The organism is Pedobacter sp. AC163 (genome assembly GCF_979258665.1).
Genome location: NZ_OZ409872.1, coordinates 3,003,593 through 3,024,887, shown reverse-complemented (window position 1 = coordinate 3,024,887; position 21,295 = coordinate 3,003,593). Strand labels below are relative to the sequence as shown.

Genomic DNA, 21,295 nt, shown 5'->3' with positions numbered 1-21,295 from the left:
GCACTTAATGATTCAAACCATTCGCTAAATTTAAAAACGGAGTAAGCCTATTAAGGTTTACTCCGTTTTTTTTAATTTTATAGCAAATCCAAAACCCATGCTTAAAAAAATATTTTCTCTCATCCTGATCACATCAATTGCATCTTTTAGTTACGCACAAAATCTCGATTCGATAACAGTTGTAAAAACCAAATGGCAAAAAACACGTGTTACCAAACAGGTTCGACTGTTTCGCCATCATTTTGATCAAAAAAATCTGTTTGCAGCAAATGAAAATATTTCATTTCTAGAAATTAAAAATACAGGCAGAAAGGCCGTTTTTGCTTTAGGTGCTGAAGAAAAAGAATTAATTACCACCAGTAATTTTGGCATTCGTGATACCGCGATTGCAGCATTGAACGGAAATTTTTTCGATGTGAAAAACGGAGGTTCAGTAGATTTTGTTAAGGTAAACGGTAACATTATCAACACCAATCGTTTAGATAAAGATGGGAAGAGGGCAAGGCATCAGCAAGCAGCTGTTGTGATTGATAACGGGAAAATTTCAATAAAAAAATGGGATGGAACAGCAGATTGGGAAACAAAATTAATGGAACAAAACATCATGCTCAACGGGCCGTTATTAACTTACAATGATGTTGATGAGCTTTTAGATACGACTTCGTTTACCCGTTTGCGCCACCCACGGACCTGTTTGGGTGTTAAACCGAACGGAAGAATAATTTTGTTAACAGTAGATGGGCGTAACGAAAAATCGGCCGGCATGAGTTTGCACGAGTTAGGTAAATTAATGAAATGGTTGGGTTGCAAAAGTGCCATCAATTTTGATGGTGGAGGTTCTACAACTTTATGGGTAGCTGGAATGCCTGATGGCGGTGTGATCAATTATCCAACTGATAATAAGAAGTGGGACCATGAAGGCCAGCGTAAGGTAGCCAACGTGGTTTTAGTAAAAAAGAAATAGTTATTTTAGCCTTTACATGATTAAGAACACGATACAAGTCTTTTTTTTAATATTGTTACTCTCTGCTTGTAGCAATAAAAATAAAAAAAATGATGCCAGCTTGAGGGATTTTGAATTTGCACCCGTAAAGGGAATTCGTTATGAGGAAGTAAAACGCCGTTTTAGTAACGGGTTATCGTTTAATGAGCAGGGATTTATGCAAAAACCTTCCTGGATTATTGAAGTAGTTTCTGAAGATACGATGTCGGCCTGGAGCCCGCAAAAACAGCGGATGCAAAACTTTTACCTGCAATACGATCATGGCAATGTGTACAACTTCGCAGAAGAATTTTTCAAAGTAAAACACATCAGTAAAGATAGTTTGGTGTTTCAACGCGTACAGGTAGATGGAAAGGTAATCGCTGATGATATTCGATCGGATGTAAACATGACTTTTTATGCGCAGAATTACATCAAAAATAAGCTTAAAACCACCGCAGAAATTCTGCAACGGCCTATAAAGGCAGATACCATTTATATCGAAAAAAGAGCTGCAGAAGTAAATCGCACCGATACAACTGCATTCGCAGCGACAGAGCCAGTTCAGTTTCTGCCCAAAAGTAAAATTGTTACGGTAGAAAAGTTTAGCAGCGTAGATAAATTACAAAAGAGAACTTCTGCTTATGATTATATTTTTCCGAGATATCGGATAGAGATCAATCGGGCTTATAAGGATTTTGCTTATGAGTGTTTGGCACTGGTGGATTATACCGGAACCCTAAAAATTTTGTCGGTAAACGGCGTGCTACCCGAAGCGGCAGAACCTAAGAAAAGAATGATGCAAGGTGTGGCAGATATCTACATCAGAAATCTGTTTGATGTGGCTCCGGGAACAACGCTTGGAATTCCGCATAATAGCGAAATTACGGTGATGATTGTTGGGAAGGCAATTAAAAAGCCTTAGTAATCTGCTGTTTACAAAATTTTAACGTTAAAAAAATGTTAAAATTTATTTTGATTTTAAAAATTAAAACTTACCTTGCAGACTTAATTTTAATATTTAATACAATGCAAGAAGGCACAGTAAAATTCTTCAATGTAACTAAAGGTTTTGGCTTTATCGTACCTGCGAATGGCGATAGCGAAATTTTTGTTCATTCAACAGGTCTTATCGACGAAATCCGTGAAAACGACAAAGTACAGTACGAAGTTGCTAACGGTAAAAAAGGCTTAAATGCCGTTAATGTGAAAGTAATTTAATTAACTATCATATTTACAATGAAGCCCTGATTGCATAAATCGGGGCTTTTTTTATTTTGAAAATTTAGGATTTCTTTCTGACTAATATCCATAATGACGAATTACTTTATTATCCCCGGTTTGGGCAATTCTGGCCCTGATCACTGGCAAACACACTTCGAAAATTCGGGCAGTAACTTTTGTCGGATTAACCAGGAAGAATGGGATGCGCCGGCTTCGAAAGACTGGATTGAAAAAATTGAATCGACTCTATCAGAATACGATGTATCTACAGTGGTTTTAATTGGTCATAGTCTTGGTTGTACCGCCATTGCCAATTGGTCTAAGGAATATAAAAAAGTAATTAAAGGAGCTTTGCTGGTTGGGCCGAGCGATCTTGAGGCACCACGCTACAATTTTCCAACGGTGGGTTTTGATTATGTTCCTTTAGATAAAATAAATTTCAAAACCATTGTGGTGGCCAGTTCAAATGACGAATGGGTAAGCTTGGAAAGGGCTCAGTTTTTTGCGGCGCATTGGGGAAGCGAATTTATCAATATCGGAGAAGCTGGTCATATCAACGCGGTTTCTGGCTTTGGCGAATGGCCCGAAGGATTAAAGATTTTGAAAAGATTAGCGTAACGGAGCTCTCGCAGGTTTCTACAGATCCAGCCAGCATATTGCTGCTTAAAACATTCGATTTCTGCGAAGCAGAAATTATTTATGAGTCATCTTTTTCCTCAACAAATAATCCACAAACACCAACCCGATAACTAAATCAGCAAAGAGAAAACTATATAGTACTGTTTGACTAATGTACTTCTCCCAGTTAAAATCAGCATTTAATTGCAAGTCGAAGTCAGTAGTTTTAAAGTCTAGGTTAAAAAGGGCGTAGCCAAAAAGTGCTACCAATGAAAGGATAAAAAACCCACCGATGCCATAAATAATACGGGCGTTTACTTTCGTTTTTAAAGCAACTGGTGCCGGCGCTATGGATACACTTTCCATCACGTTTCTGGTAAACGACATGGAAGGTTCGTCCAACTCAATTTTACCGAAAGCTATATTCAAACTTAATAATTCCTCATACTGAAGTTTAATTTTGACATTTTTACTAATCTTTTCTTCGAGGGATTTGGCTTCGGTAGCATCCAAATTCCCATCAATGTAATCCCAAAGCTGTTGTTCTATTGTGTTCATAGTAACTCCTTTACTTCATCATGTAACAAATATTGTAATTTTTCTTTAAGCCTTTGCCTCGCCCGATGCAATTTCACTTTGATTGTATTGGCCTCCATATTTAAAGCTTCGCCAATTTCCTCCAAACTTTGTTCTCCCTGGTAAAACATCGTTATAATCGCAGCATCATCCGGCAGCAGCAACTGTATGGCCTGGTTCAAAAATTTATGACTGTCTTGCTTTTCATATCCATTTGCATTGAAGCTTGAGATATGGTTTTCCAATTGCAGAAAGGTTTCTTCATCGTTAATAGATGAAGTATCCAATCGCTTTTTGCGCAAGAAAGTCATGGCTGTGGTATAAGTAATAGTGTACAGCCAGGTGCTAAATTTTGCCGTTTGCTTAAAGGTTCCAAGTGCTTTATAGGCTTTAATAAAACAATCTTGGGCAATTTCTTCTGCATCTTCCCTGTTTTTTGCAAATCGTAAAGCAAGCGTAAACACAAATCGTTGGTGCCGTTTGACCAACAAAGCATATTGAGCGGAATCTCCGTTCAACACATTTTGAATCAGCACCAAATCTGTAAGTGTTTGCTCCATATTTGAATGTAAGACTACATACAAAGTAAGGAGGTTACAGGGTTGCAGAAAAAGTTATCAGTTACCGGTTATCAGTTGCCAGTTATAAGTTGTGGGTTGCAAGTTTGGGCGCAAAGGTTATTGCTTATAAAAGTCTTTGCATCCAGCCGTATAACTTTTAACATGCAACGCTCAACGCATAACCACCCAACTATGTACCCAGCCTTGTAACTTTTAACATTCAACTTTGAACTCATAACCACCCAGCCCGGTAACTCAGGTAACCCGTAACCCATTTAATGCGATGCAAAAAACTTTAAGCCTGCAATAGATCCGATTAGTGTGCAAATGAAAAATATGCGCCAAAAAGTAGCGGGCTCGTTAAAATACGCGATACCGATAATTACCGTTCCAACTGCTCCAATTCCGGTCCAAACCGCATACGCCGTACCCATAGGTAGCGTTTGAGTGGCTTTATTAAGTAAAACAAAACTTAAAGTAATACAAACGAAGAAAGCGATACTCCATTTAATATTCGAAAAATTATTAGAAAGCTTTAAGCAGGTAGTGAAGCCAACTTCGAAAAGGCCGGCAATAATTAAAATGATCCAGTTCATAACGTAATGATTGTTTCGGCAAAAGTACAATACCTTGCTTCGCCCACATTTTACAAATGTTAAAAAATAGATTTATTTGCAGGCTGCTCTAATTCTGCTTAAAGTAACTTGTGTTACGCCTAAATAAGAAGCAATATGTTTCAAGGCTACTCTTTTAATCAGATCGGGAGATTGAACAATAAAATCACGATATCTTTCTGTGGCATCCTTAAACGACCGATCGATTAATCTTTTCTCAGTAGCAATTAATTCCATTTCAGCAATTTTTCTACCCCAATTAGCAAGCGCTAAATGTTGGTTATAAAGCTCAAATAAATCGCGGAGATGAATTTGATATAAAACCGAATCCTCTAAAAGTTCGATATTTTCATAGCCAGGTTTATTGTTGATGTAACTATTGTAAGAAAGCAACACATCGCCAGCTTGCCCAAACCAGAAAGTAATTTGTTGGTTTTCCCCATCAGAATATGCTCTGGCAATTCCAGTTTCTAAAATGTAAAAATAAGGTTCAACTTTTTCTGCATGGATTAAAATAGTGCCTTTTTTATAATTGACTACCCTGAAATGATTAGCCAGCAAGGATAAAGCATCATCACCCAATGCACCAAATAACTCGATATTTTTTAATTTCTCTTGCAAATCGTGAAGTAATTAAATAAAGCTATAATTTTTTTTGAGCAAGCCTGTAACCTGACTAAAATTTATGTAGTCATAATACACAGAACACGGTTCAGAAAGAGATAAATAAATTATTAACATTTAAAATACAACACCATGCTAGGTATATTAGTTCCAATTTCACTTTTTTTAGGCGCATTCGCGATGATATTCGGAATCCGCTATTTATCAAACAAAGAAAAAATGGCCATGATCGAAAGAGGAATCGATCCAGGCGTACAACGAGCCACCCCAAAACCATTTTTGAGTTTAAAATTTGGTTTGCTTTTTATGGGTTTAGGTGTAGGATTATTAGTTGCTTTGTTCACCGTTAGAGGTGTTTTCGGCAGCGATATGACAAACGCTGAAATCAGCCAGTCGGTAGCCGTTTATTTTGGTTGCATCGGAATCTTCGGCGGCTTAGGTTTAATCATTTCATACGTTATTGAGAAGAAATGGTTAGATCAGGAAGCTACGAAGTAATTTATTGCTAAAAGTTTTTCTCCCGCAGATACGCTGACTTTTGCAGATTTTGTTCTGCGTGAATCTGTGAGATCAGCGGGAGCTTTTTTTTTGCAGCAATATCTTAAGCCATATTTTTTTCTCCCGCAGATTACACGGATTTTCGCTGATTTTTCTTGCAATAATTTCCGAGGAATTACTACAAATCTATTTATAGCAAACTGCATAAATCGAAGCTGCTGAAACCTGTTTCCAAGTGTTTATTTACAGAAAACTGATTAACTAAGTTGGTTTATTTATTACCGCAACAGTGAGTCTGCTGATACAGCTCATTTTACCGCGATCGTTAAAAAGTTTAATATCCCAGATGTGGGTTTTGGCACCGATGTGTATGGGTGTACAAATACCTTTAACCAAACCGCTTTTAACAGGGCGCAAGTGATTTGCGTTTACTTCCAACCCCACGGCAACGTACTTTTCAGGATCAATAAGCATGAAAGATGCAATGCTCCCTAATGTTTCGGCCAAAACAACCGATGCTCCACCATGTAAAATTCCTGCAGGCTGATGTGTGCGTTTATCAACAGGCATCGTGCCCTCAATAAAATCATCACCTATTTTGGTAAATTCGATACCCAACAATGCACCAATATGGTTTTTTGGTCGGCCATTCAGTTCCTCAACGGTAAAATCTTTAAACCACTTCATAACGTTCTGCTAAAACTCCAACATGATGAATAATATGACCGGCAGCTATAAATAAGATCGATTTTACACTAATTTCTCTGTTGGAGGCTATTCCCTTTCTGTTCAATTCGGTATCGTTTAAGCTTTTGAAAAAGTAAAGATTCGCTTTTCTTAAAGCAGAAAACTCTTCGATCATGTCTTCATAGTTGCGTTCATCGAAGCGGGCATTTGCTACGTATTCATCTTCGTCAAAACCCGGTAATTGCTGCGGTTCATTTCTGGCGAAAGCGGTCATCCGGTAAGCAAAAATCCTTTCGCAATCTATAATATGACCAAGCATTTCTTTTACCGTCCACTTGCCATCGGCGTAAGCGTAATTTTCCTTGTTTTTATTTCTTTCGAACAAAGCTGGTATGGTGAAAACCTGTTCTTCTAAAACGTCAATAATATCGCCATTCACTTTGCTGATATAGGTTTCGCCCCAGGCAGGGTATTCGTTAGGTTGTGGTCGGTTCATATCTTAAGCTGCTTTTTAAAATAATTCTGAAGGTTGTTCCTTTGCCTAGCTCAGATTCTTTTACGAAAATTTCGCCGCTATGGTAATTCTCAACAATCCTTTTAGTAAGTGATAAACCAAGTCCCCAGCCACGTTTACGAGTAGTATAACCCGGTTGGAAAACGGCATCAAATTTCGAACGTGGGATGCCTTTTCCACTATCTGTAACATCGATAAAAACTTGTTCTTTTGCCAGGTTCTCAATTATATTTACTGAAATCGATCCTTCATTTTCAATGGCATTAGCTGCATTTTTCAAGAGGTTTTCAATCACCCAATCAAACAGTGGCACATTCAATAAGGCTCTTACCTGTTCATCGCCGGTAATGCTAAATTTCACTTTATCTGATGTTCTGACTTTGAAATACCTAATAAAATCGCTGATTACAATGTAAACGGTATGGTCTTCTAGTATCGGTTTCGATCCAATTTTAGAGAAACGATCGGTAATAATTTCCAATCGTTTGATATCGTTTTCCATCTCGGCAATGAGCGGGTCGTCTTCCGCGTCAAATTTAGATTTCATCAGCTCGACCCAGGCCATGAGCGAAGATATGGGGGTACCGAGTTGATGCGCTGTTTCTTTGGCCAAACCCACCCAAACATGATCTTGTTCATCTTTTCGGGCAGAACTAAAGGCGGTGTAAGCGGTTAACAGAAAAAGAAAAATTACACCCATTTGGATGTACGGAAAATATCGAAGTTGGGTAAGGATAAACGAATCTTTGTAGTAGGCAAGTTTTTCCTGCCCCATAATATTCATCACCACAGGGCGATGTTGCTTTTTCATTGTAGAGAGTTCACGTACAAAATAAAGGCTATCGTAAACCAATTTTTCATTGTCGGGGTACCAGGTTTTGGTGCTATCTAACCCACTCGAAGAAAGGATTGTGCCATCATCATTCACTACAATAACAGGCATTTTAGTGTTTTCCCTAACATCTTCTACAACACTAGTGAAGTTGTCATTATCATACAAAAGCATCGATCTTTCTGTAATCTTCACCCAAAGCTGAAACTGTGCCGCTTCCTCACGTTCCATTTTTTTCACAAAAGAATCCGTATAAAACACTGAAGCAATGCCAATTAGAATGGCAAATATGAGGAGGAAAAACTTCCAGCGGCGTTTCTTTTGATAAGGGTTCATGCTTTAGATGGGCAAATTACAATAACAAAACGAAAAAATCATAAAAACTATATCTTTGTACCGTCTTGCGTTTTGCGCATAGCGATAGGCGTTTGAACCGCTAATCGCTTAACGCCAACCGCTCAACAAGCCAATTATGGATAAGAAAGTTAGAGTAAGATTTGCCCCAAGCCCAACCGGAGGACTGCATTTAGGCGGTGTACGTACGGCGTTGTTTAATTATTTGTTCGCAAAAAAGAATAATGGAACCTTCGTACTTCGGGTAGAAGATACCGATCAAAATCGTTTTGTAGAAGGTGCAGAACAGTATATTGTAGATTGTTTGAACTGGTGTGGCATTGCCCCAGATGAAAGTCCACAGAATCCTGGAGTTTACGGGCCTTACCGCCAGAGTGAGCGCAAACCAAGCTATAGGAAGTTTGCCGAACAATTGATTAGCGATGGCTATGCCTATTACGCCTTTGATACTCCTGAAGAACTGGATGCGAAAAGGAAAGAACTTCCAAACTTTCAATACGGCCAGGCTACCCGGATGCAAATGCGCAATTCATTAACCTTAACCATTAGTGAGGTTGAAGATCTATTGGCTTCAAAAACGCCTCACGTGATCAGACTAAAAGTGCCTGAAGATGAAATTGTTCATTTTAATGATTTAATTCGTGGCGATGTAAGTTTTGAAACTTCATTGGTTGATGATAAAGTATTATTAAAAGCAGATGGCATGCCGACGTATCATTTGGCAGTTGTTGTAGATGATAAGGCGATGGAAATTTCTCATGCTTTCCGAGGCGAAGAATGGTTGCCATCGGCACCAATTCATATTTTGCTGTGGAAATATTTAGGTTGGGAAGCTGATATGCCAGCATGGGCCCATTTACCTTTAATCCTTAAGCCAGATGGACATGGAAAATTAAGCAAACGCGACGGCGACCGTTTAGGTTTCCCGGTGTATGCGATGAACTGGACGGATCCTAAAACTGGCGATGTTACCAAAGGTTTTAAAGAGATGGGCTTCCTGCCTGAGGCTTTCGTTAATATGCTGGCTTTATTAGGCTGGAATGATGGCACAGATCAGGAACTTTTCTCGTTAAAAGAATTGGAGGAAAAGTTCTCGATAGAGAGAATAAGTAAAGCAGGAGCGAAGTTCGATTTCGAAAAGGCCAAATGGTACAATCATGAATGGATTAAGCAGTCGCCGGTTACCAGTTTACAGTTGCCCATTAAAGCAGAACTACAAAAAGCGGGTATTGAAGTTGCAGATGATTTTTTTCTAAATACGATTATCGATTTAATTAAAGATCGTTGTACACTTTTGCCTGATTTTGTGGCGCAAAGCGGATACTTTTTTGCCTCCCCTAGCCAATACGATGAGCAAGCAGTTAAACCAAAATGGACTCCAGAAAAGGCCGAATTCTTTAATGCTTTTGCAGAAAAATTGGCTTTAACTGATGCTGCTAGTGAAGAAGCAGCTTTTAAAGCATTGGCTGAAGAAAAAGGTTTTAAGCCTGGCGAACTGATGTTGCCATTCCGTGTGATGTTGGTTGGTGGTAAATTTGGGCCTGGTGTTTTTGATATTGCTGTATTGTTAGGTGTAGAAGAAACTAAGGCCAGAATTGCAAAAGCAATTGCTGTGTTTAGTAACTAGATTAAAAGATACGATGTGTAAGCCAGGAAGAAATTTCTGGCTTTTTTATTCCATCAAAACCTAAAAGAATAAATCAGGAAAATAATTTCTACTTTAGTATAACAATTAACTACGGTTTACGGTTATTCATTAAATCAAAAAATTTAAAAATATGCAGTGGTTCGGAAAAGGTAGCAGCAACATGGAAGATGGTAGAAGCGGAGGTGGTGGTAAAACCATTCTTGGCGGAGGTATCGGTATCGTTGTGGTTATACTCGGTTTAATTTTCGGGAAGGACTTAAGCGGTGTAGTGAGCCAGCTTCCAACTTCACAAGGTACAGAAGAAGTTAAGCAAGGCGTTCCGGCAAATGATCCACAGGCGGTTTTTGTTTCTGGTGTTTTAGAATCTACCGAGCAGGTATGGGATAAAGAATTTCAGGCCATGGGCAAACAATACGAATATCCAAAACTGAGGTTGTTTAGAGAGGGTGTGCAAACTGCATGTGGAAATGCAAGTTCGAACGTAGGTCCGTTTTACTGTCCTGGTGATCAGAAAGTGTATATCGATTTATCATTTTATGATGATTTAAAAAACCGTTTCGGTGCGGCAGGCGATTTCGCTCAAGCATATGTAATTGCACATGAGGTGGGCCATCACGTTCAAAATTTGTTGGGCATTTCTGCAAAGCTTGATGAAGCCCGCGGTCAGGTTAGTGAAAAAGAATATAACCGTTTATCAGTAAAATTAGAACTACAGGCCGATTTCTTTGCTGGATTGTGGGCACATCATGCTCAAAATCTTAAAGATTTTAAGCTGGAAGAAGGTGATATTGAAGAAGCGCTTACAGCAGCAAATGCTATCGGCGACGATAAGTTACAGAAGCAAGCCACTGGAGATGTTCAGCCAGATTCTTTTACTCATGGTACTTCACAACAACGTATGTTCTGGTTTAAAAAAGGTTTCGAAACAGGCGATTTTAAGCAAGGCGATACTTTTAGTCAGCTCTAAGGCTATTGGCAAAGGAAACTTTAATAGTTAAATTATTGGCCACCTAAACCTGATCGTAATAAAAAGCACCCGGTTTTTTCAACCAGGACTTGAAATGGAGAGCAGGACTAAGCGTTAATTATAGTACTTCAAAAAGTTTTCGAAAAAAAAATTTCAAAACCCAAAACCTTTTTAAAACTTTGCTGTTTGTACCTAGTTAAGGAGATGTTGTCTCCGAACCAAACATAATTATCCTAGCTTCCTATTTGTTTTAATAAAGATGATCCTTATAGTTGATGACAGACCAGAAAACCTCATTTCGTTACAGAAAGTACTACAAGCTCATAATTTTGAGGTAGACACGGCGTCATCTGGAGAAGAAGCATTAAAAAAGGTTTTAAAAAACAATTATGTGCTCATCATTCTGGATGTTCAAATGCCAGATATGGATGGTTTTGAAGTCGCCGAAGCCATTTCGGGGTTTAGCAAGGCAAAAGATACCGCAATCATTTTCTTATCGGCAGTAAACACCGAACTTAAATTCATAACTAAGGGATATTTAAGCGGAGGATTAGATTACATCATCAAGCCGGTTGATATCAATATTCTTTTACTTAAGATAAAAACTTTTTACCGCATTTATGAGCAAAGCAGAAAGCTAAACGAGGTTCAGGAAGAATTATTGAAAGAGATAGAATTTAGAAAGCAAGCTGAACAGAAAAAGGACGAATTTATCAGTATTGCCAGCCATGAGTTAAAAACCCCGCTCACCAGCGTTAAAGGTTATATACAACTTTTGCAACGGAGCTTGAATAAAGATAACAAAGAAATGGCTCAAAACCATTTGGAAAAAGCCAGTGTTCAGCTCGAAAAGCTAAACGAATTGATTGTTGATTTATTAGATATTTCGAAGATTGAAAGTGGCAAAATGAAGTTTAACATGCAAAGCTTCTGTGCCGATAATATGGTTAACAATGCCATTGAAATGTTGCAACAATCTAATCCTGATTTTAAAATTACCAAGCTTGGCCAAACCAGCGAGAATATTTTTGGCGATGAAATGCGGTTGGAACAGGTGGTTATCAATTTTATAACCAACGCCATTAAATATGCGCCAGGCACTAACCAGGTAAACGTAACCATTAATATTAGAGATGGGAAGCTTTACCTGGCAGTTAAAGATTTTGGAATAGGAATCTCCAGCGAGCAACAAGAAAAGATTTTTGATAAATTTTATCGAGTTGAAGAAAATAGCCATCGTTTTAACGGCTTAGGTATTGGCTTGTACATTTGTGCAGAAATCATTAAGCGCCATGGTGGTACTATTGGGGTAAATAGTGTGCCAGATGAGGGCTCTGAATTCTATTTCATTATTCCAATAACTGAAGAAGAAATTCTGCAAAATCAAATCTAATCATCTCCAAATTATAGAATGAAAACTACCCTTAAAAATAATTTACGTTTAGGTCTTGGCTTGTCGCTTATTATTCTTTTTATCAGTTCTTTGGCTTCATATGTAAGCATTAGCAACCTGATAAAAAGCACCGAGTTGGTGAAGCATAGTGATCAGGTGATATTGGATGCTGAAAATATTATTTCTTACTTAAAAGATGCTGAAACCGGGCAAAGAGGATATTTACTTACCGGGAACAAGGTTTTTTTAACACCTTATTATGGTGCCAGCGATTCTGCAGCGGCGATACTTAAAAAGGTAGAAAGCGCAACCGAAGATAACCCTGTACAGCAGAAAAATGTTGCCGGACTTCGCAATATTTTAACCAAAAGAATGGGGATTATTAAATCTACCATTGAAATTAAAGGACTTGGTGGAGCGGTAGATCCTACAGTTTTGTTTCAAGGAAAAGTTTACATGGATGAGGCACGGGAAACTGTGAACGCCATGGTTAAAGAAGAACGCAGATTACTAGAGGAACGCACTGTAGAGCTCAATAAACTCACTTCTTACACTCCTATTTTGATTTTGATAGCCGCCGCTTTGGCCATTTTAATCACCTTATTTTTCTATAGAAAAGTATCAGTTGATTTTGATGAGCGGGTGAAGTTGCAAGAGGAAATCGAAAGCAAAAAATACGAGATGGAGAAACGTATTGCAGCTATCAAAGAAATTGCTTCTCAAATATCAAATGGCAATTATGGCGTTAAGCTTGATAGCCAAAGTCAGGATGATATCGGAGAACTCTCCGAATCGCTCAATACGATGTCTTCATCGCTGAAAAAATCGTTCGATACATTGGCAGAAAACGAATGGCTGCAAACTGGCGTTGCTAACCTAAATGTCAAAATGGTTGGTGAAAAGGATGTTTTCCATTTGGCTGATGATATTATTGAGCTATTGGCTTCTTATACCAAAAGCCAAATCGGTGCAATTTATTTATTTAAAGATGATGGTTATCTTCATTTAAAGGGAAAATATGCGTTAGAAGGACAAAACCTCGTTGAAGTTTTAGAGCTTGGACAAGGGTTGATCGGACAAGCTGTAAAATCGGGCAAAAGCATTTTGTTGGAAGATGTACCACAAAGTGAATTAACCATTACACACGCCACAGGAAATATTAAACCCGCCCAATTGTTGGTTTTGCCTATTGTTAGAAACGGAATTTCAATAGGTGGGTTAGAGCTGGGTACCATTACAGCATTTAGCAATTTACAACTGCAATTTCTAAATTCAGTACTTTCTGATATTGGTACAGCATTGTTGGGTGCTCAAAACAGGCAAAAACTACAGCAATTATTAGAAGAAACTCAGGCTCAATCTGAAGAGTTACAAGTTCAGCATGGAGAGTTGGAAGGTATGAATGCTGAATTGGAAGCACAGGCACAGAAGCTTCAGGCATCAGAAGAAGAACTTAGGGTACAGCAAGAAGAATTGCTTCAAAGCAACCAGGAATTAGAAGAACGAAGCAGTTTGCTGGAAGAGAAGAATGAACTGATTGAAGAGAGGAATGCAGAAATCCAGCAAAAGGCCGAGGCTTTAGAACTGAGCACAAGATATAAATCGGAGTTTTTGGCAAATATGTCTCATGAGCTGCGGACGCCATTAAATTCCATTTTATTATTGTCAAGATTAATGGCAGAAAATGATGCGATGGACAAAGAACATCAGGAATATGCTTCTGTAATCCAAAGCTCAGGGCAAGGTTTATTGAGTTTGATAGATGAAATTTTAGATCTTTCAAAAATCGAGGCCGGAAAAATGGAGCTCGACCGTTCAAATGTGAAGATTGAGGAGATTGCACAGAACATGCAATCACTCTTTAATCCACTAGCGAAAGATAAAGCTTTAGAACTTGTTATTGAAAAGGCTAGCAATCTACCCGAATTTTTCAATACCGATAAAATGCGTTTGGAGCAGATTTTAAAGAATTTATTGTCAAACGCCATAAAGTTTACCTCAATAGGTTCGGTTAAATTTAATATCGAAAAAGACGAACATTTAAACGCACTTATTTTCAAAGTTAAAGATACCGGTGTGGGCATAGCGCCTGAAAAGCAGGGCATGGTGTTCGAAGCCTTTCAGCAAGCCGATGGTTCTACCCGACGTAAGTTTGGCGGCACGGGTTTGGGTTTATCGATTAGTCGCGAACTGGCTAAGCTTTTGGGTGGTTACATTGAATTGAAAAGTAAAGAAAATGAAGGAAGTGAGTTCATTTTGGTTTTACCTATTGATAAGAACAAGGGTTTTGAAGATTTAAAAGATCCGTGGAAAAAACCTGTTACTGTTTTGCCGGAAGCACCGAAAATTCAGCACTTAACGGTAAGTAATATTCCTCAGGAAATTGAGGATGATCGGGATAATATTACGCCTGACGATAAGGTGATTTTAATTGTAGAAGATGATACGCCATTTGCTAAAACCTTGCTTGATTTTACCCGCAAGCGAAACTATAAAGGATTGGTGGCCGTACGCGGCGATGTTGGAATTGAAATGGCAAAAGCGTATAAGCCACAAGCTATTTTATTGGATATTCAATTGCCAGTTAAAGATGGTTGGCAAGTGATGGAAGAGTTAAAATCCGACCCAACGACGAGACCTATTCCAGTGCATATTATGTCATCGCTGCAGGTTAAAAAGGAAAGCTTATTAAAAGGCGCTGTCGATTTTATTAACAAGCCTTTCGCTTTCGAGCATATGCAGGAGATATTTTCTAAATTGGAACATGCGTTAAGCAGACATCCAAAGAAAGTGTTAATCGTTGAGGAGAATGAACAACATGCCAAAGCATTGAGCTACTTTTTAAGCAATTTTAGTATTCAAACGGAAATTGTTAACCAGGTGAGCGAAGGTGTTTCTGCCTTGCACAAATCAGATGTAAATTGCGTAATTTTAGATATGGGTATCCCTGATAAACATGCCTATGATACACTGGAAGTGGTCAAGAAAACACCTGGATTAGAAAATTTACCTATTATCATTTTTACGGGCAAAAACTTGTCTAAAGGTGAAGAAAACAGGATCAAGCAATATGCCGATTCGATCGTGGTGAAAACGGCACATTCTTACCAAAGAATTTTAGATGAAGCGGGATTATTTTTGCATTTGGTGGAAGAAAAAAGCCGCGAAAAAACTAAAACACCAAAAGCATTTACCGAACTTCAGGATGTACTGAAAGACAAAACGGTGTTGGTTGCCGATGATGATGTAAGGAACATTTTCTCTTTAACAAAAGTATTGGAACAACATCAAATGAAAGTTTTAGCGGCGATAGATGGTAAGGAAGCCTTAAAGTTGCTTCAGGAAAACCCCAAAGTAGATGTTGTTTTAATGGATATGATGATGCCCGAGTTAGACGGTTACGAAACTACAACGGCCATTCGGCAAGATATAAAATACCGTAATCTGCCAATTTTAGCGGTTACAGCAAAAGCCATGATGGGCGATAGAGAAAAATGTATAGCTGCAGGCGCTTCAGATTATATAAGCAAACCTGTAGATATGGATCAGTTGGTATCTCTTTTACGAGTTTGGTTATACGAAAATCATCACAAAGCTTAAACCTTTTTAATAAATATGCCTCAGAAATTAATTCTCATTATTGATGATGATAATAGAAACATTTTCGCTTTAAAAGCTGTTTTAAAGGCCAAAGGTTTCGATTGTTTGTCTGCCACAAGTGCCCAGGAAGGTTTTTCCATTATGGAAGAAAATGAAAACGTAGCTGTGGTATTAATGGACATGATGATGCCAGAAATGGATGGTTATCAGGCCATATCTGTGATCAAAAAATCAGAGAAAATGCAAAACATACCCGTGTTAGCGGTTACTGCACAGGCAATGGTAGGCGACAAAGAACGGTGCCTCGCTGCCGGTGCAGCTGGCTATGTATCTAAACCTATAAACGTAGACGAATTATTAACTCAAATAGAAAAAGTAACACAATAAGTGATCACCGAGGCGATAGATAATGAACAAATTGATGCATTGTTAAGCGATGTATTGGAAGTTCATGGCTACGATTTTTTGGAGTATTCCCATGCATCAATCAAGCGGAGAATAACCAGGTTGTATACCCTTGATAATTTTGTAAGCTTCGCCGAGTTTAGGTATGCCGTTAAAAGTGATAAGCAATATTTCAAACGATTTTTAGAGGAAATTACGGTAAATGTTACTGAAATGTTCCGTGATCCCGGCTTTTACAGATCGCTGAGACATGATGTGTTACCTGTTTTAGGCACGTATCCGTTTATTAGAATCTGGGTAGCGGGCTGTTCTACAGGCGAAGAAGCCTATTCACTGGCAATTCTGCTGAAAGAATTAAATTTGTTGCAAAAATCGCTGATCTATGCTACCGATATCAATCCCTCAGTTTTGGAAAAGGCCAAAAAAGGAATGTTTCCTTTGAATTATTTGAAGGGTTATTCAGAGAATTATGTGGCCTCTGATGGCACCAAGGATTTTTCTTCGTACTATACCGCTAATTATTCTTTGGCAAAGTTTGATGAATCTTTAAGCAGTAAAATGATTTTTAGTACACATAATCTGGTTTCTGATCATTCGTTTAATGAGTTTCAGCTTATTTTATGTAGAAACGTACTCATTTATTTTGATAAAGAATTGCAGCATAAAGTGTTTCAACTTTTTGATAACAGTTTAGAAAAGCTGGGATATTTGGCTTTGGGCAGTAAAGAAAGTTTAGATTTTTGGCCCAAGGCAAAAGAGTATAAACGCGTTAAATTGGAAAAAATATGGCGCAAATTATAGCAGAGAGAAAGTGTGGTGCTTTGGTTATTGGTGGTTCTGCAGGCAGTTTGGATGTATTATTGGAAATTTTTCCTGATTTAAAAAGTAATTTGAGTTTTCCTATTATTTTGGTCACACACCGAAAATCGGGGAACGATTCACTGCTAACGGATTTATTGAAAAGCAGAACACATTTGATTGTAAATGAGGCGGAAGAAAAACAGCCAATTCTGAGAGGAAACGTATACATTACGCCTGGCGATTATCATCTGCTAATTGAAGAAGACATTACGATTTCTTTAGATTATTCAGAAAAAGTGAACTATTCACGACCATCGATTGACGTTACTTTTCAATCGGCAGCTGAAGTTTTCAAAGATGAATTGGTGTGCATTTTACTGTCAGGATCGAATGCAGATGGGGTAGAAGGATTAAAGATAGTAGAAAAATGGGGTGGAAGAGTGATTATCCAAAATCCGGATACCGCTATAATGCCGTATATGCCACAGCAAGCTTTAAACGAGATAAAAACAGCTCTTGTTTTGAATAGTTTTGAGATGGCTGCGTTTATAAACAAACTAAATAATTAAAATTAACTGCCTTTAGGAGATAACTTATGGCTGATGCAAAAAAAGTGTTCGTGTTTGATGATAACAGAGATATTTTAGATCTCTGTACCTTCATTTTGGAAGATGCGGGCTATGAAATTAAAACTTCCGAAACGGCAAATGATATTGAAAGCCAAGTGGCCTCTTACATGCCAGATATTATTTTTATGGATAATTGGCTGCCCGATTTAGGGGGCATACAGGCAACAAAGGCCATCAAGAATAATCCTGATTTGAAACACATTCCTGTAATTTATTTTTCGGCAAACAACGATATTTCAGCCTTGGCTGATGAAGCTGGTGCAGATAGCTATCTCTCCAAACCTTTTGATATCGAAGCTTTAGAAGGGATTGTAAAAAAACATTTGAGCTAATTTTTCCCCCAAATTCTCGTATTCAAATCCAGCTCTTTTACAATATCATACATGAATTTGATCGTAGAGATATCATCATTTAATAAATCCGGATTAAGCAGAGATTTAAAGATGGGCGCCTCAAAATAGTTTCGATCCAAAGGAAAACCGATGTACATTCTAGATTGAATAAACGACAGCGAAATGGAGTATTTGGAGTTACTATTTAGTTTTAAAATGCGTTCCATCATCGCTGGTGTTAACAAATAACGAGATTCAACCTGATCTGTGCCATACGTAATAAATGCCTTATCAAAGTCTACGTTTTCGAGTTTGATCACATCCTGATCACTAAAAGAAAATAAATTTGTAGAAAACCAGGCACCGATTGCACTACCAAAATCTTTAGGCCGAACGATGGTTGAGCCATTAAAATTTTTATTAAAATCGGCTACAAAGATGATTCCTTTAAAGATATCATGCCATTCTGTTTTTGTTCCGTTTTTGGTTTGGGTAACGGTTTTATATTCAGCATGAACTTCTGCAAAATAAAAGGCAGTTTTTTCCGCTCTTCCACTTACTAAATCTTCAGTTTTGTATCGATCGGGTTCAGTTGTAAAAAGCTGAGAATGGATAAACTCATGTGCTACAATTCCATTTTGTGGAGCAATAGTCAGGCTCGAATCTAGAAACCGAAGTGCTTCACCAATTACATCACGTTTATAGGCATGTTTATAAGCCTGTAATTCATCATTAATTTTAAAAAGCACAATTCCACCGTAAATAATGGGAGCCAAACCCGCTATTATTGAAGGCATAGGAAAGCCTAAAACCGAACCGATTATGCCTAATAAAATGCCGCCTCCAATAAAGTAATAGCCTTTTTTTTGGGTGGAAGCAATTTTCTTGCGCTCCACTTCCATGGTAGCCAAAATGTTTTGAAGGGCTACATTTCCTGCTAAACTAGAAAATTGCATTAATTGTTGAATAGATCTTTTGCGCTGATATTTTTTCGTTCTTCCACGGCAGTTTCAAGCACAGGAACGGGATGAAAGTTTAGCATCCCGGCAAATAAACTTCCTGGAAACATCATTATAGAATTGTTGTAATCGGTAACAGCAGAATTATAAGATCTTCTGGCAGCCGCAATTTGTTCTTCACTTTCCGTCCAGGTACTTTGAAGATTTATGAAGTTGGTATTGGCCTTCAGATCAGGATAATTTTCTACATTAACCATCAATCCCTTAACGCTTGTGCTCAGCTGACTGTCAATTTGTGCCTTTTCAGCATCGCTTATATTACCGGCAGCAGCCCGAGTTCTAAGTTCTACAATTTTCGAAAGGGTTTCTGACTCGTAATTGGTGTATTGCTTTACTACCTCTACTAAGTTGGGAATCAGGTCGAACCGTTTTTTGAGCATTACATCGATTGCAGAAAAAGCATTAGTAACCTGATTCTTTTTACCGATTAGTGAGTTGTAAAAGAAAATGCCTATAATGATTAAGATAACGAGAATAATTGCGATAATCATGATTTAGTTTTTTGGGTTTAGATATTTAAAGATATAAAAACGTTCGACATTTTTCTATTTAGCGCTTTTCCTTTTTAGCGGCTTCCTTTTCCCTTTGTTGCCTTCGTTGTAACCTTTTTTGTTTTCTAATGCGATGATTTTCTCGCATCTCGTTAAAATTCTTGATGTGTTTCTTAATTTCCTGTTGCTTTTCTTCGGTAATTCCAACGCTGTTTTTAATGCCTAAAAAAAGGCTTTTCCAAATCATGTTAAAAAATGAAGTGTTTTCTACCCTCTCATAATCTACTTTTGCCGCGGTAAATTTTCCATTCCTATCCGGGTTTTCTGAGTTGATAACCAACGCATTGGCTAAAATAGAAAGTAACCCACGGGTAACCAAATGATCTTTAGAAGGATCATTTTTCATTAGCGCTACTGACAAATCATAGTAGTAGAAATTAACATTGCCCTTTGCGCCATCATTATTCGCTTTAAAATTAAAGTTAAGCTTATCTACAATTCCTCTGTTGATGCGCACAAGTCCTAAAGGTTTTGTAATCTGGTTTAAAACTCTGGCATTAAAGGTCTGTAGTTCCCCTTTATATGTAAAAGCCCCATTTTTGGCAATCAGATCGAAGTTGAAATCCAAATCGAGTTCTCCCTGGCCGAGCAGATAAGTTTTGATCTTCACTTCCATGTTCGGGTTTATCGCTTTTATTCTATCGAGATTAGTTACATTTTTGAAAGTTCCCGCTGTTTTCTCGAAAGAAATTTTACCCCGCTGTTGGCTCTCTGCATTATAAATGGCATAACTTACATCAACATCTTTTAAGTTGATTTTTTGAACAAGTACAGGGACGCCCATTGATTGCAACAGTTGATGAGGAAACCTTCCTACTCGTTTTTGAACACTATCTGCCGGGTTTCGGTTGCTGCCCATGCTATTATCGTTAAAAACGGAAACAAAACCATTTGCTATATTCATTTCCTTGGCTCTGAATTCTTGTTTACTAATGTATACCGGTAAGTCGATTCCTTTGATTGAAATATTGCTCATTTCTACATGAAACCGATCTTTAGAATAACCTGCAACTTTCGCAAATTTCATTTCATCATGAAGCGGTTTAACCTCAAATTTATTTATCCTTAAACTTCCAGTAGATGCTTTGAAATCAAGTTGGTTCAGTTTGATATCATACATCCGATCAGGAGTGGGATAAGTATAATCTTTTAGGTTGATGATTACATCCTTTAGCAGGTAAAAGCGATCGGGATCTTCCGTGGAGGTTGAATCGACCAACAAATCCTTAAGCGTGATATTCAAATCATCAATAATAAAAGGTACTGAATTTGGTATATTCTTATTAACGTATTTAAAGCTTGCATCTCTGAAAAGAATGTTATCGATACGGAACTCCTTTAAGTTTTGCGAAATCATCGCATAAGGAGATTTTATAGGTCTGGGCGGCCGGTTCTCATTAAATTCAAATTGACGGTTCATCATACTAACCTCGGGTTTGTCGAAAATCACCTCTTCGAGTTGGAGTTTCTGATGCCTGTAAAGCGTAATAGGATGAAAATGTTTAACCTGAAGTTTTTTGAGCGTAACGGTGTAAAGATTGTTTGGCGCTCTTTTTAAAGTGATCAGTTGGTTGAAACGGTTGGTATCGGGCGTAATTTTTACATTGTAAAGGGTAGCACTACCAGTTAAAATATTGGTGGTAACTTTAGAAAAACTAATGGTATAAAGGCTATCCGTCGATTTATATAAAAGGGTTTTGATGCGGCTGGAAAGCATCGGTTGCGATTTGACATTTAAAAACCAGGCTAATCCTGCAAGTAGGATAAGGATAATCAGAAGTATTGCGGCAATCCATTTTAAAAGCTTATATCTGTTTGATTTTGTATCAGGCATTGAACGAAGGGACTTGTTTTCATAGCAATATAC

23 protein-coding genes are annotated in these 21,295 nt (G+C 37.9%); 13 read left to right on the top strand and 10 right to left on the bottom strand.

Features of this window, described 5'->3' with window-relative positions:
• Window positions 1-97 precede the first annotated feature (97 nt).
• The 4 genes from ACZZZK_RS13040 (at window position 98) to ACZZZK_RS13025 (ending at window position 2,824) form a co-directional block, all read left to right on the top strand.
• Window positions 98-964 carry a phosphodiester glycosidase family protein gene (locus ACZZZK_RS13040; protein WP_463484512.1) on the top strand — a complete coding sequence of 289 codons (867 nt, stop codon included), beginning with the start codon at window positions 98-100 and terminating at the stop codon, window positions 962-964.
• Between the two features lie 100 nt (window positions 965-1,064).
• Window positions 1,065-1,907, top strand: a complete 843-nt coding sequence (locus ACZZZK_RS13035; RefSeq protein ID WP_463484511.1) for a hypothetical protein — start codon at window positions 1,065-1,067, stop codon at window positions 1,905-1,907.
• A 104-nt stretch (window positions 1,908-2,011) separates the two neighbouring features.
• Window positions 2,012-2,203 (top strand): cold-shock protein, encoded by a 192-nt coding sequence (locus ACZZZK_RS13030; protein ID WP_025141747.1) that lies wholly within the window; start codon window positions 2,012-2,014, stop codon window positions 2,201-2,203.
• Window positions 2,204-2,296: 93 nt separating this feature from the next.
• Window positions 2,297-2,824: an RBBP9/YdeN family alpha/beta hydrolase gene (locus ACZZZK_RS13025; protein WP_463484510.1), complete on the top strand. Its 528-nt coding sequence runs from the start codon at window positions 2,297-2,299 to the stop codon at window positions 2,822-2,824.
• Between the two features lie 75 nt (window positions 2,825-2,899).
• On the opposite strand, the gene ACZZZK_RS13020 is transcribed toward ACZZZK_RS13025, so the two are convergent.
• The 4 genes from ACZZZK_RS13020 to ACZZZK_RS13005 all read right to left on the bottom strand — a co-directional run bounded on the left by ACZZZK_RS13020 (window position 2,900) and on the right by ACZZZK_RS13005 (window position 5,195).
• Window positions 2,900-3,382, bottom strand: coding sequence for a hypothetical protein (locus ACZZZK_RS13020; protein WP_463484509.1), 483 nt, complete (start codon window positions 3,380-3,382; stop codon window positions 2,900-2,902).
• Complete coding sequence (locus tag ACZZZK_RS13015; RefSeq protein WP_463484508.1) at window positions 3,379-3,960, bottom strand: RNA polymerase sigma factor; 582 nt, start codon at window positions 3,958-3,960, stop codon at window positions 3,379-3,381. Before ACZZZK_RS13015 ends, ACZZZK_RS13020 begins: the two co-directional genes overlap by 4 nt.
• A 275-nt stretch (window positions 3,961-4,235) precedes the next feature.
• On the bottom strand, window positions 4,236-4,556 hold the full coding sequence (locus ACZZZK_RS13010) for a DMT family transporter (protein WP_463484507.1): 321 nt from the start codon (window positions 4,554-4,556) through the stop codon (window positions 4,236-4,238).
• Window positions 4,557-4,628: 72 nt separating this feature from the next.
• Window positions 4,629-5,195 (bottom strand): Crp/Fnr family transcriptional regulator, encoded by a 567-nt coding sequence (locus tag ACZZZK_RS13005; RefSeq protein WP_463484506.1) that lies wholly within the window; start codon window positions 5,193-5,195, stop codon window positions 4,629-4,631.
• Between the two features lie 135 nt (window positions 5,196-5,330).
• Here ACZZZK_RS13005 and ACZZZK_RS13000 point away from each other — a divergent pair, with 135 nt between their 5' ends.
• Window positions 5,331-5,696: a DUF6249 domain-containing protein gene (locus ACZZZK_RS13000; protein ID WP_463484505.1), complete on the top strand. Its 366-nt coding sequence runs from the start codon at window positions 5,331-5,333 to the stop codon at window positions 5,694-5,696.
• A gap of 261 nt (window positions 5,697-5,957) precedes the next feature.
• Here the strand turns inward: ACZZZK_RS13000 and ACZZZK_RS12995 are convergent, their stop codons facing one another.
• From ACZZZK_RS12995 to ACZZZK_RS12985, 3 genes are read right to left on the bottom strand one after another with little or no spacing between them, the layout of a single operon-like run.
• The gene (locus tag ACZZZK_RS12995; protein ID WP_463484504.1) at window positions 5,958-6,383 is read right to left on the bottom strand and encodes a hotdog fold thioesterase; all 426 of its coding nucleotides are present in this window, start codon (window positions 6,381-6,383) and stop codon (window positions 5,958-5,960) included.
• On the bottom strand, window positions 6,370-6,879 hold the full coding sequence (locus tag ACZZZK_RS12990) for a DinB family protein (protein WP_463484503.1): 510 nt from the start codon (window positions 6,877-6,879) through the stop codon (window positions 6,370-6,372). Before ACZZZK_RS12990 ends, ACZZZK_RS12995 begins: the two co-directional genes overlap by 14 nt.
• Window positions 6,860-8,065: a sensor histidine kinase gene (locus tag ACZZZK_RS12985; protein WP_056850668.1), complete on the bottom strand. Its 1,206-nt coding sequence runs from the start codon at window positions 8,063-8,065 to the stop codon at window positions 6,860-6,862. The genes ACZZZK_RS12990 and ACZZZK_RS12985 overlap by 20 nt, the downstream gene beginning before the upstream one ends.
• 136 nt (window positions 8,066-8,201) lie before the next feature.
• Between ACZZZK_RS12985 and gltX the strand changes: the two genes are divergently transcribed.
• The 8 genes from gltX (at window position 8,202) to ACZZZK_RS12945 (ending at window position 17,858) form a co-directional block, all read left to right on the top strand.
• Window positions 8,202-9,710 (top strand): glutamate--tRNA ligase, encoded by a 1,509-nt coding sequence (gltX, locus tag ACZZZK_RS12980; protein ID WP_463484502.1) that lies wholly within the window; start codon window positions 8,202-8,204, stop codon window positions 9,708-9,710.
• A gap of 151 nt (window positions 9,711-9,861) precedes the next feature.
• Window positions 9,862-10,698 (top strand): KPN_02809 family neutral zinc metallopeptidase, encoded by an 837-nt coding sequence (ypfJ, locus tag ACZZZK_RS12975; protein ID WP_056850670.1) that lies wholly within the window; start codon window positions 9,862-9,864, stop codon window positions 10,696-10,698.
• 259 nt (window positions 10,699-10,957) lie between these two features.
• A complete protein-coding gene (locus tag ACZZZK_RS12970; RefSeq protein ID WP_463484501.1) occupies window positions 10,958-12,091 on the top strand; it encodes an ATP-binding response regulator in 1,134 nt (377 codons plus the stop codon).
• Window positions 12,092-12,109: 18 nt separating this feature from the next.
• The gene (locus tag ACZZZK_RS12965; RefSeq protein WP_463484500.1) at window positions 12,110-15,691 is read left to right on the top strand and encodes a response regulator; all 3,582 of its coding nucleotides are present in this window, start codon (window positions 12,110-12,112) and stop codon (window positions 15,689-15,691) included.
• A gap of 15 nt (window positions 15,692-15,706) precedes the next feature.
• On the top strand, window positions 15,707-16,078 hold the full coding sequence (locus tag ACZZZK_RS12960) for a response regulator (protein WP_463484499.1): 372 nt from the start codon (window positions 15,707-15,709) through the stop codon (window positions 16,076-16,078).
• A complete protein-coding gene (locus ACZZZK_RS12955) occupies window positions 16,079-16,897 on the top strand; it encodes a CheR family methyltransferase (protein ID WP_463484498.1) in 819 nt (272 codons plus the stop codon). It begins immediately after the preceding gene.
• The gene (locus tag ACZZZK_RS12950; RefSeq protein WP_463484497.1) at window positions 16,882-17,466 is read left to right on the top strand and encodes a chemotaxis protein CheB; all 585 of its coding nucleotides are present in this window, start codon (window positions 16,882-16,884) and stop codon (window positions 17,464-17,466) included. Before ACZZZK_RS12955 ends, ACZZZK_RS12950 begins: the two co-directional genes overlap by 16 nt.
• 26 nt (window positions 17,467-17,492) lie before the next feature.
• A complete protein-coding gene (locus ACZZZK_RS12945) occupies window positions 17,493-17,858 on the top strand; it encodes a response regulator (RefSeq protein ID WP_056850676.1) in 366 nt (121 codons plus the stop codon).
• Here ACZZZK_RS12945 and ACZZZK_RS12940 read toward each other — a convergent pair.
• From ACZZZK_RS12940 to ACZZZK_RS12930, 3 genes are read right to left on the bottom strand one after another with little or no spacing between them, the layout of a single operon-like run.
• On the bottom strand, window positions 17,855-18,814 hold the full coding sequence (locus ACZZZK_RS12940) for a DUF3137 domain-containing protein (RefSeq protein ID WP_463484496.1): 960 nt from the start codon (window positions 18,812-18,814) through the stop codon (window positions 17,855-17,857). The two genes, ACZZZK_RS12945 and ACZZZK_RS12940, sit on opposite strands and share 4 nt — an antisense overlap.
• Window positions 18,814-19,368, bottom strand: a complete 555-nt coding sequence (locus ACZZZK_RS12935) for a LemA family protein (protein WP_463484495.1) — start codon at window positions 19,366-19,368, stop codon at window positions 18,814-18,816. Before ACZZZK_RS12935 ends, ACZZZK_RS12940 begins: the two co-directional genes overlap by 1 nt.
• 58 nt (window positions 19,369-19,426) lie before the next feature.
• Complete coding sequence (locus ACZZZK_RS12930) at window positions 19,427-21,262, bottom strand: hypothetical protein (RefSeq protein ID WP_463484494.1); 1,836 nt, start codon at window positions 21,260-21,262, stop codon at window positions 19,427-19,429.
• Between the last annotated feature and the right edge of the window lie 33 nt (window positions 21,263-21,295).

What these genes read in the sequence shown, in the direction of transcription:
- ACZZZK_RS12960 (WP_463484499.1), top strand. Translation starts at nt 15,707, where the DNA reads ATGCCTCAGAAATTAATTCTCATTATTGATGATGATAATAGAAACATT.
- ACZZZK_RS12935 (WP_463484495.1), bottom strand. Translation starts at nt 19,368, where the DNA reads ATGATTATCGCAATTATTCTCGTTATCTTAATCATTATAGGCATTTTC.
- ACZZZK_RS12945 (WP_056850676.1), top strand. Translation starts at nt 17,493, where the DNA reads ATGGCTGATGCAAAAAAAGTGTTCGTGTTTGATGATAACAGAGATATT.
- ACZZZK_RS13020 (WP_463484509.1), bottom strand. Translation starts at nt 3,382, where the DNA reads ATGAACACAATAGAACAACAGCTTTGGGATTACATTGATGGGAATTTG.
- ACZZZK_RS12940 (WP_463484496.1), bottom strand. Translation starts at nt 18,814, where the DNA reads ATGCAATTTTCTAGTTTAGCAGGAAATGTAGCCCTTCAAAACATTTTG.
- ypfJ (WP_056850670.1), top strand. Translation starts at nt 9,862, where the DNA reads ATGCAGTGGTTCGGAAAAGGTAGCAGCAACATGGAAGATGGTAGAAGC.
- ACZZZK_RS12965 (WP_463484500.1), top strand. Translation starts at nt 12,110, where the DNA reads ATGAAAACTACCCTTAAAAATAATTTACGTTTAGGTCTTGGCTTGTCG.
- ACZZZK_RS13025 (WP_463484510.1), top strand. Translation starts at nt 2,297, where the DNA reads ATGACGAATTACTTTATTATCCCCGGTTTGGGCAATTCTGGCCCTGAT.
- ACZZZK_RS12950 (WP_463484497.1), top strand. Translation starts at nt 16,882, where the DNA reads ATGGCGCAAATTATAGCAGAGAGAAAGTGTGGTGCTTTGGTTATTGGT.
- ACZZZK_RS12990 (WP_463484503.1), bottom strand. Translation starts at nt 6,879, where the DNA reads ATGAACCGACCACAACCTAACGAATACCCTGCCTGGGGCGAAACCTAT.
- ACZZZK_RS12985 (WP_056850668.1), bottom strand. Translation starts at nt 8,065, where the DNA reads ATGAACCCTTATCAAAAGAAACGCCGCTGGAAGTTTTTCCTCCTCATA.
- ACZZZK_RS12930 (WP_463484494.1), bottom strand. Translation starts at nt 21,262, where the DNA reads ATGCCTGATACAAAATCAAACAGATATAAGCTTTTAAAATGGATTGCC.
- ACZZZK_RS12970 (WP_463484501.1), top strand. Translation starts at nt 10,958, where the DNA reads ATGATCCTTATAGTTGATGACAGACCAGAAAACCTCATTTCGTTACAG.
- ACZZZK_RS13040 (WP_463484512.1), top strand. Translation starts at nt 98, where the DNA reads ATGCTTAAAAAAATATTTTCTCTCATCCTGATCACATCAATTGCATCT.
- ACZZZK_RS13030 (WP_025141747.1), top strand. Translation starts at nt 2,012, where the DNA reads ATGCAAGAAGGCACAGTAAAATTCTTCAATGTAACTAAAGGTTTTGGC.
- ACZZZK_RS13010 (WP_463484507.1), bottom strand. Translation starts at nt 4,556, where the DNA reads ATGAACTGGATCATTTTAATTATTGCCGGCCTTTTCGAAGTTGGCTTC.
- ACZZZK_RS13015 (WP_463484508.1), bottom strand. Translation starts at nt 3,960, where the DNA reads ATGGAGCAAACACTTACAGATTTGGTGCTGATTCAAAATGTGTTGAAC.
- ACZZZK_RS12995 (WP_463484504.1), bottom strand. Translation starts at nt 6,383, where the DNA reads ATGAAGTGGTTTAAAGATTTTACCGTTGAGGAACTGAATGGCCGACCA.
- ACZZZK_RS13000 (WP_463484505.1), top strand. Translation starts at nt 5,331, where the DNA reads ATGCTAGGTATATTAGTTCCAATTTCACTTTTTTTAGGCGCATTCGCG.
- gltX (WP_463484502.1), top strand. Translation starts at nt 8,202, where the DNA reads ATGGATAAGAAAGTTAGAGTAAGATTTGCCCCAAGCCCAACCGGAGGA.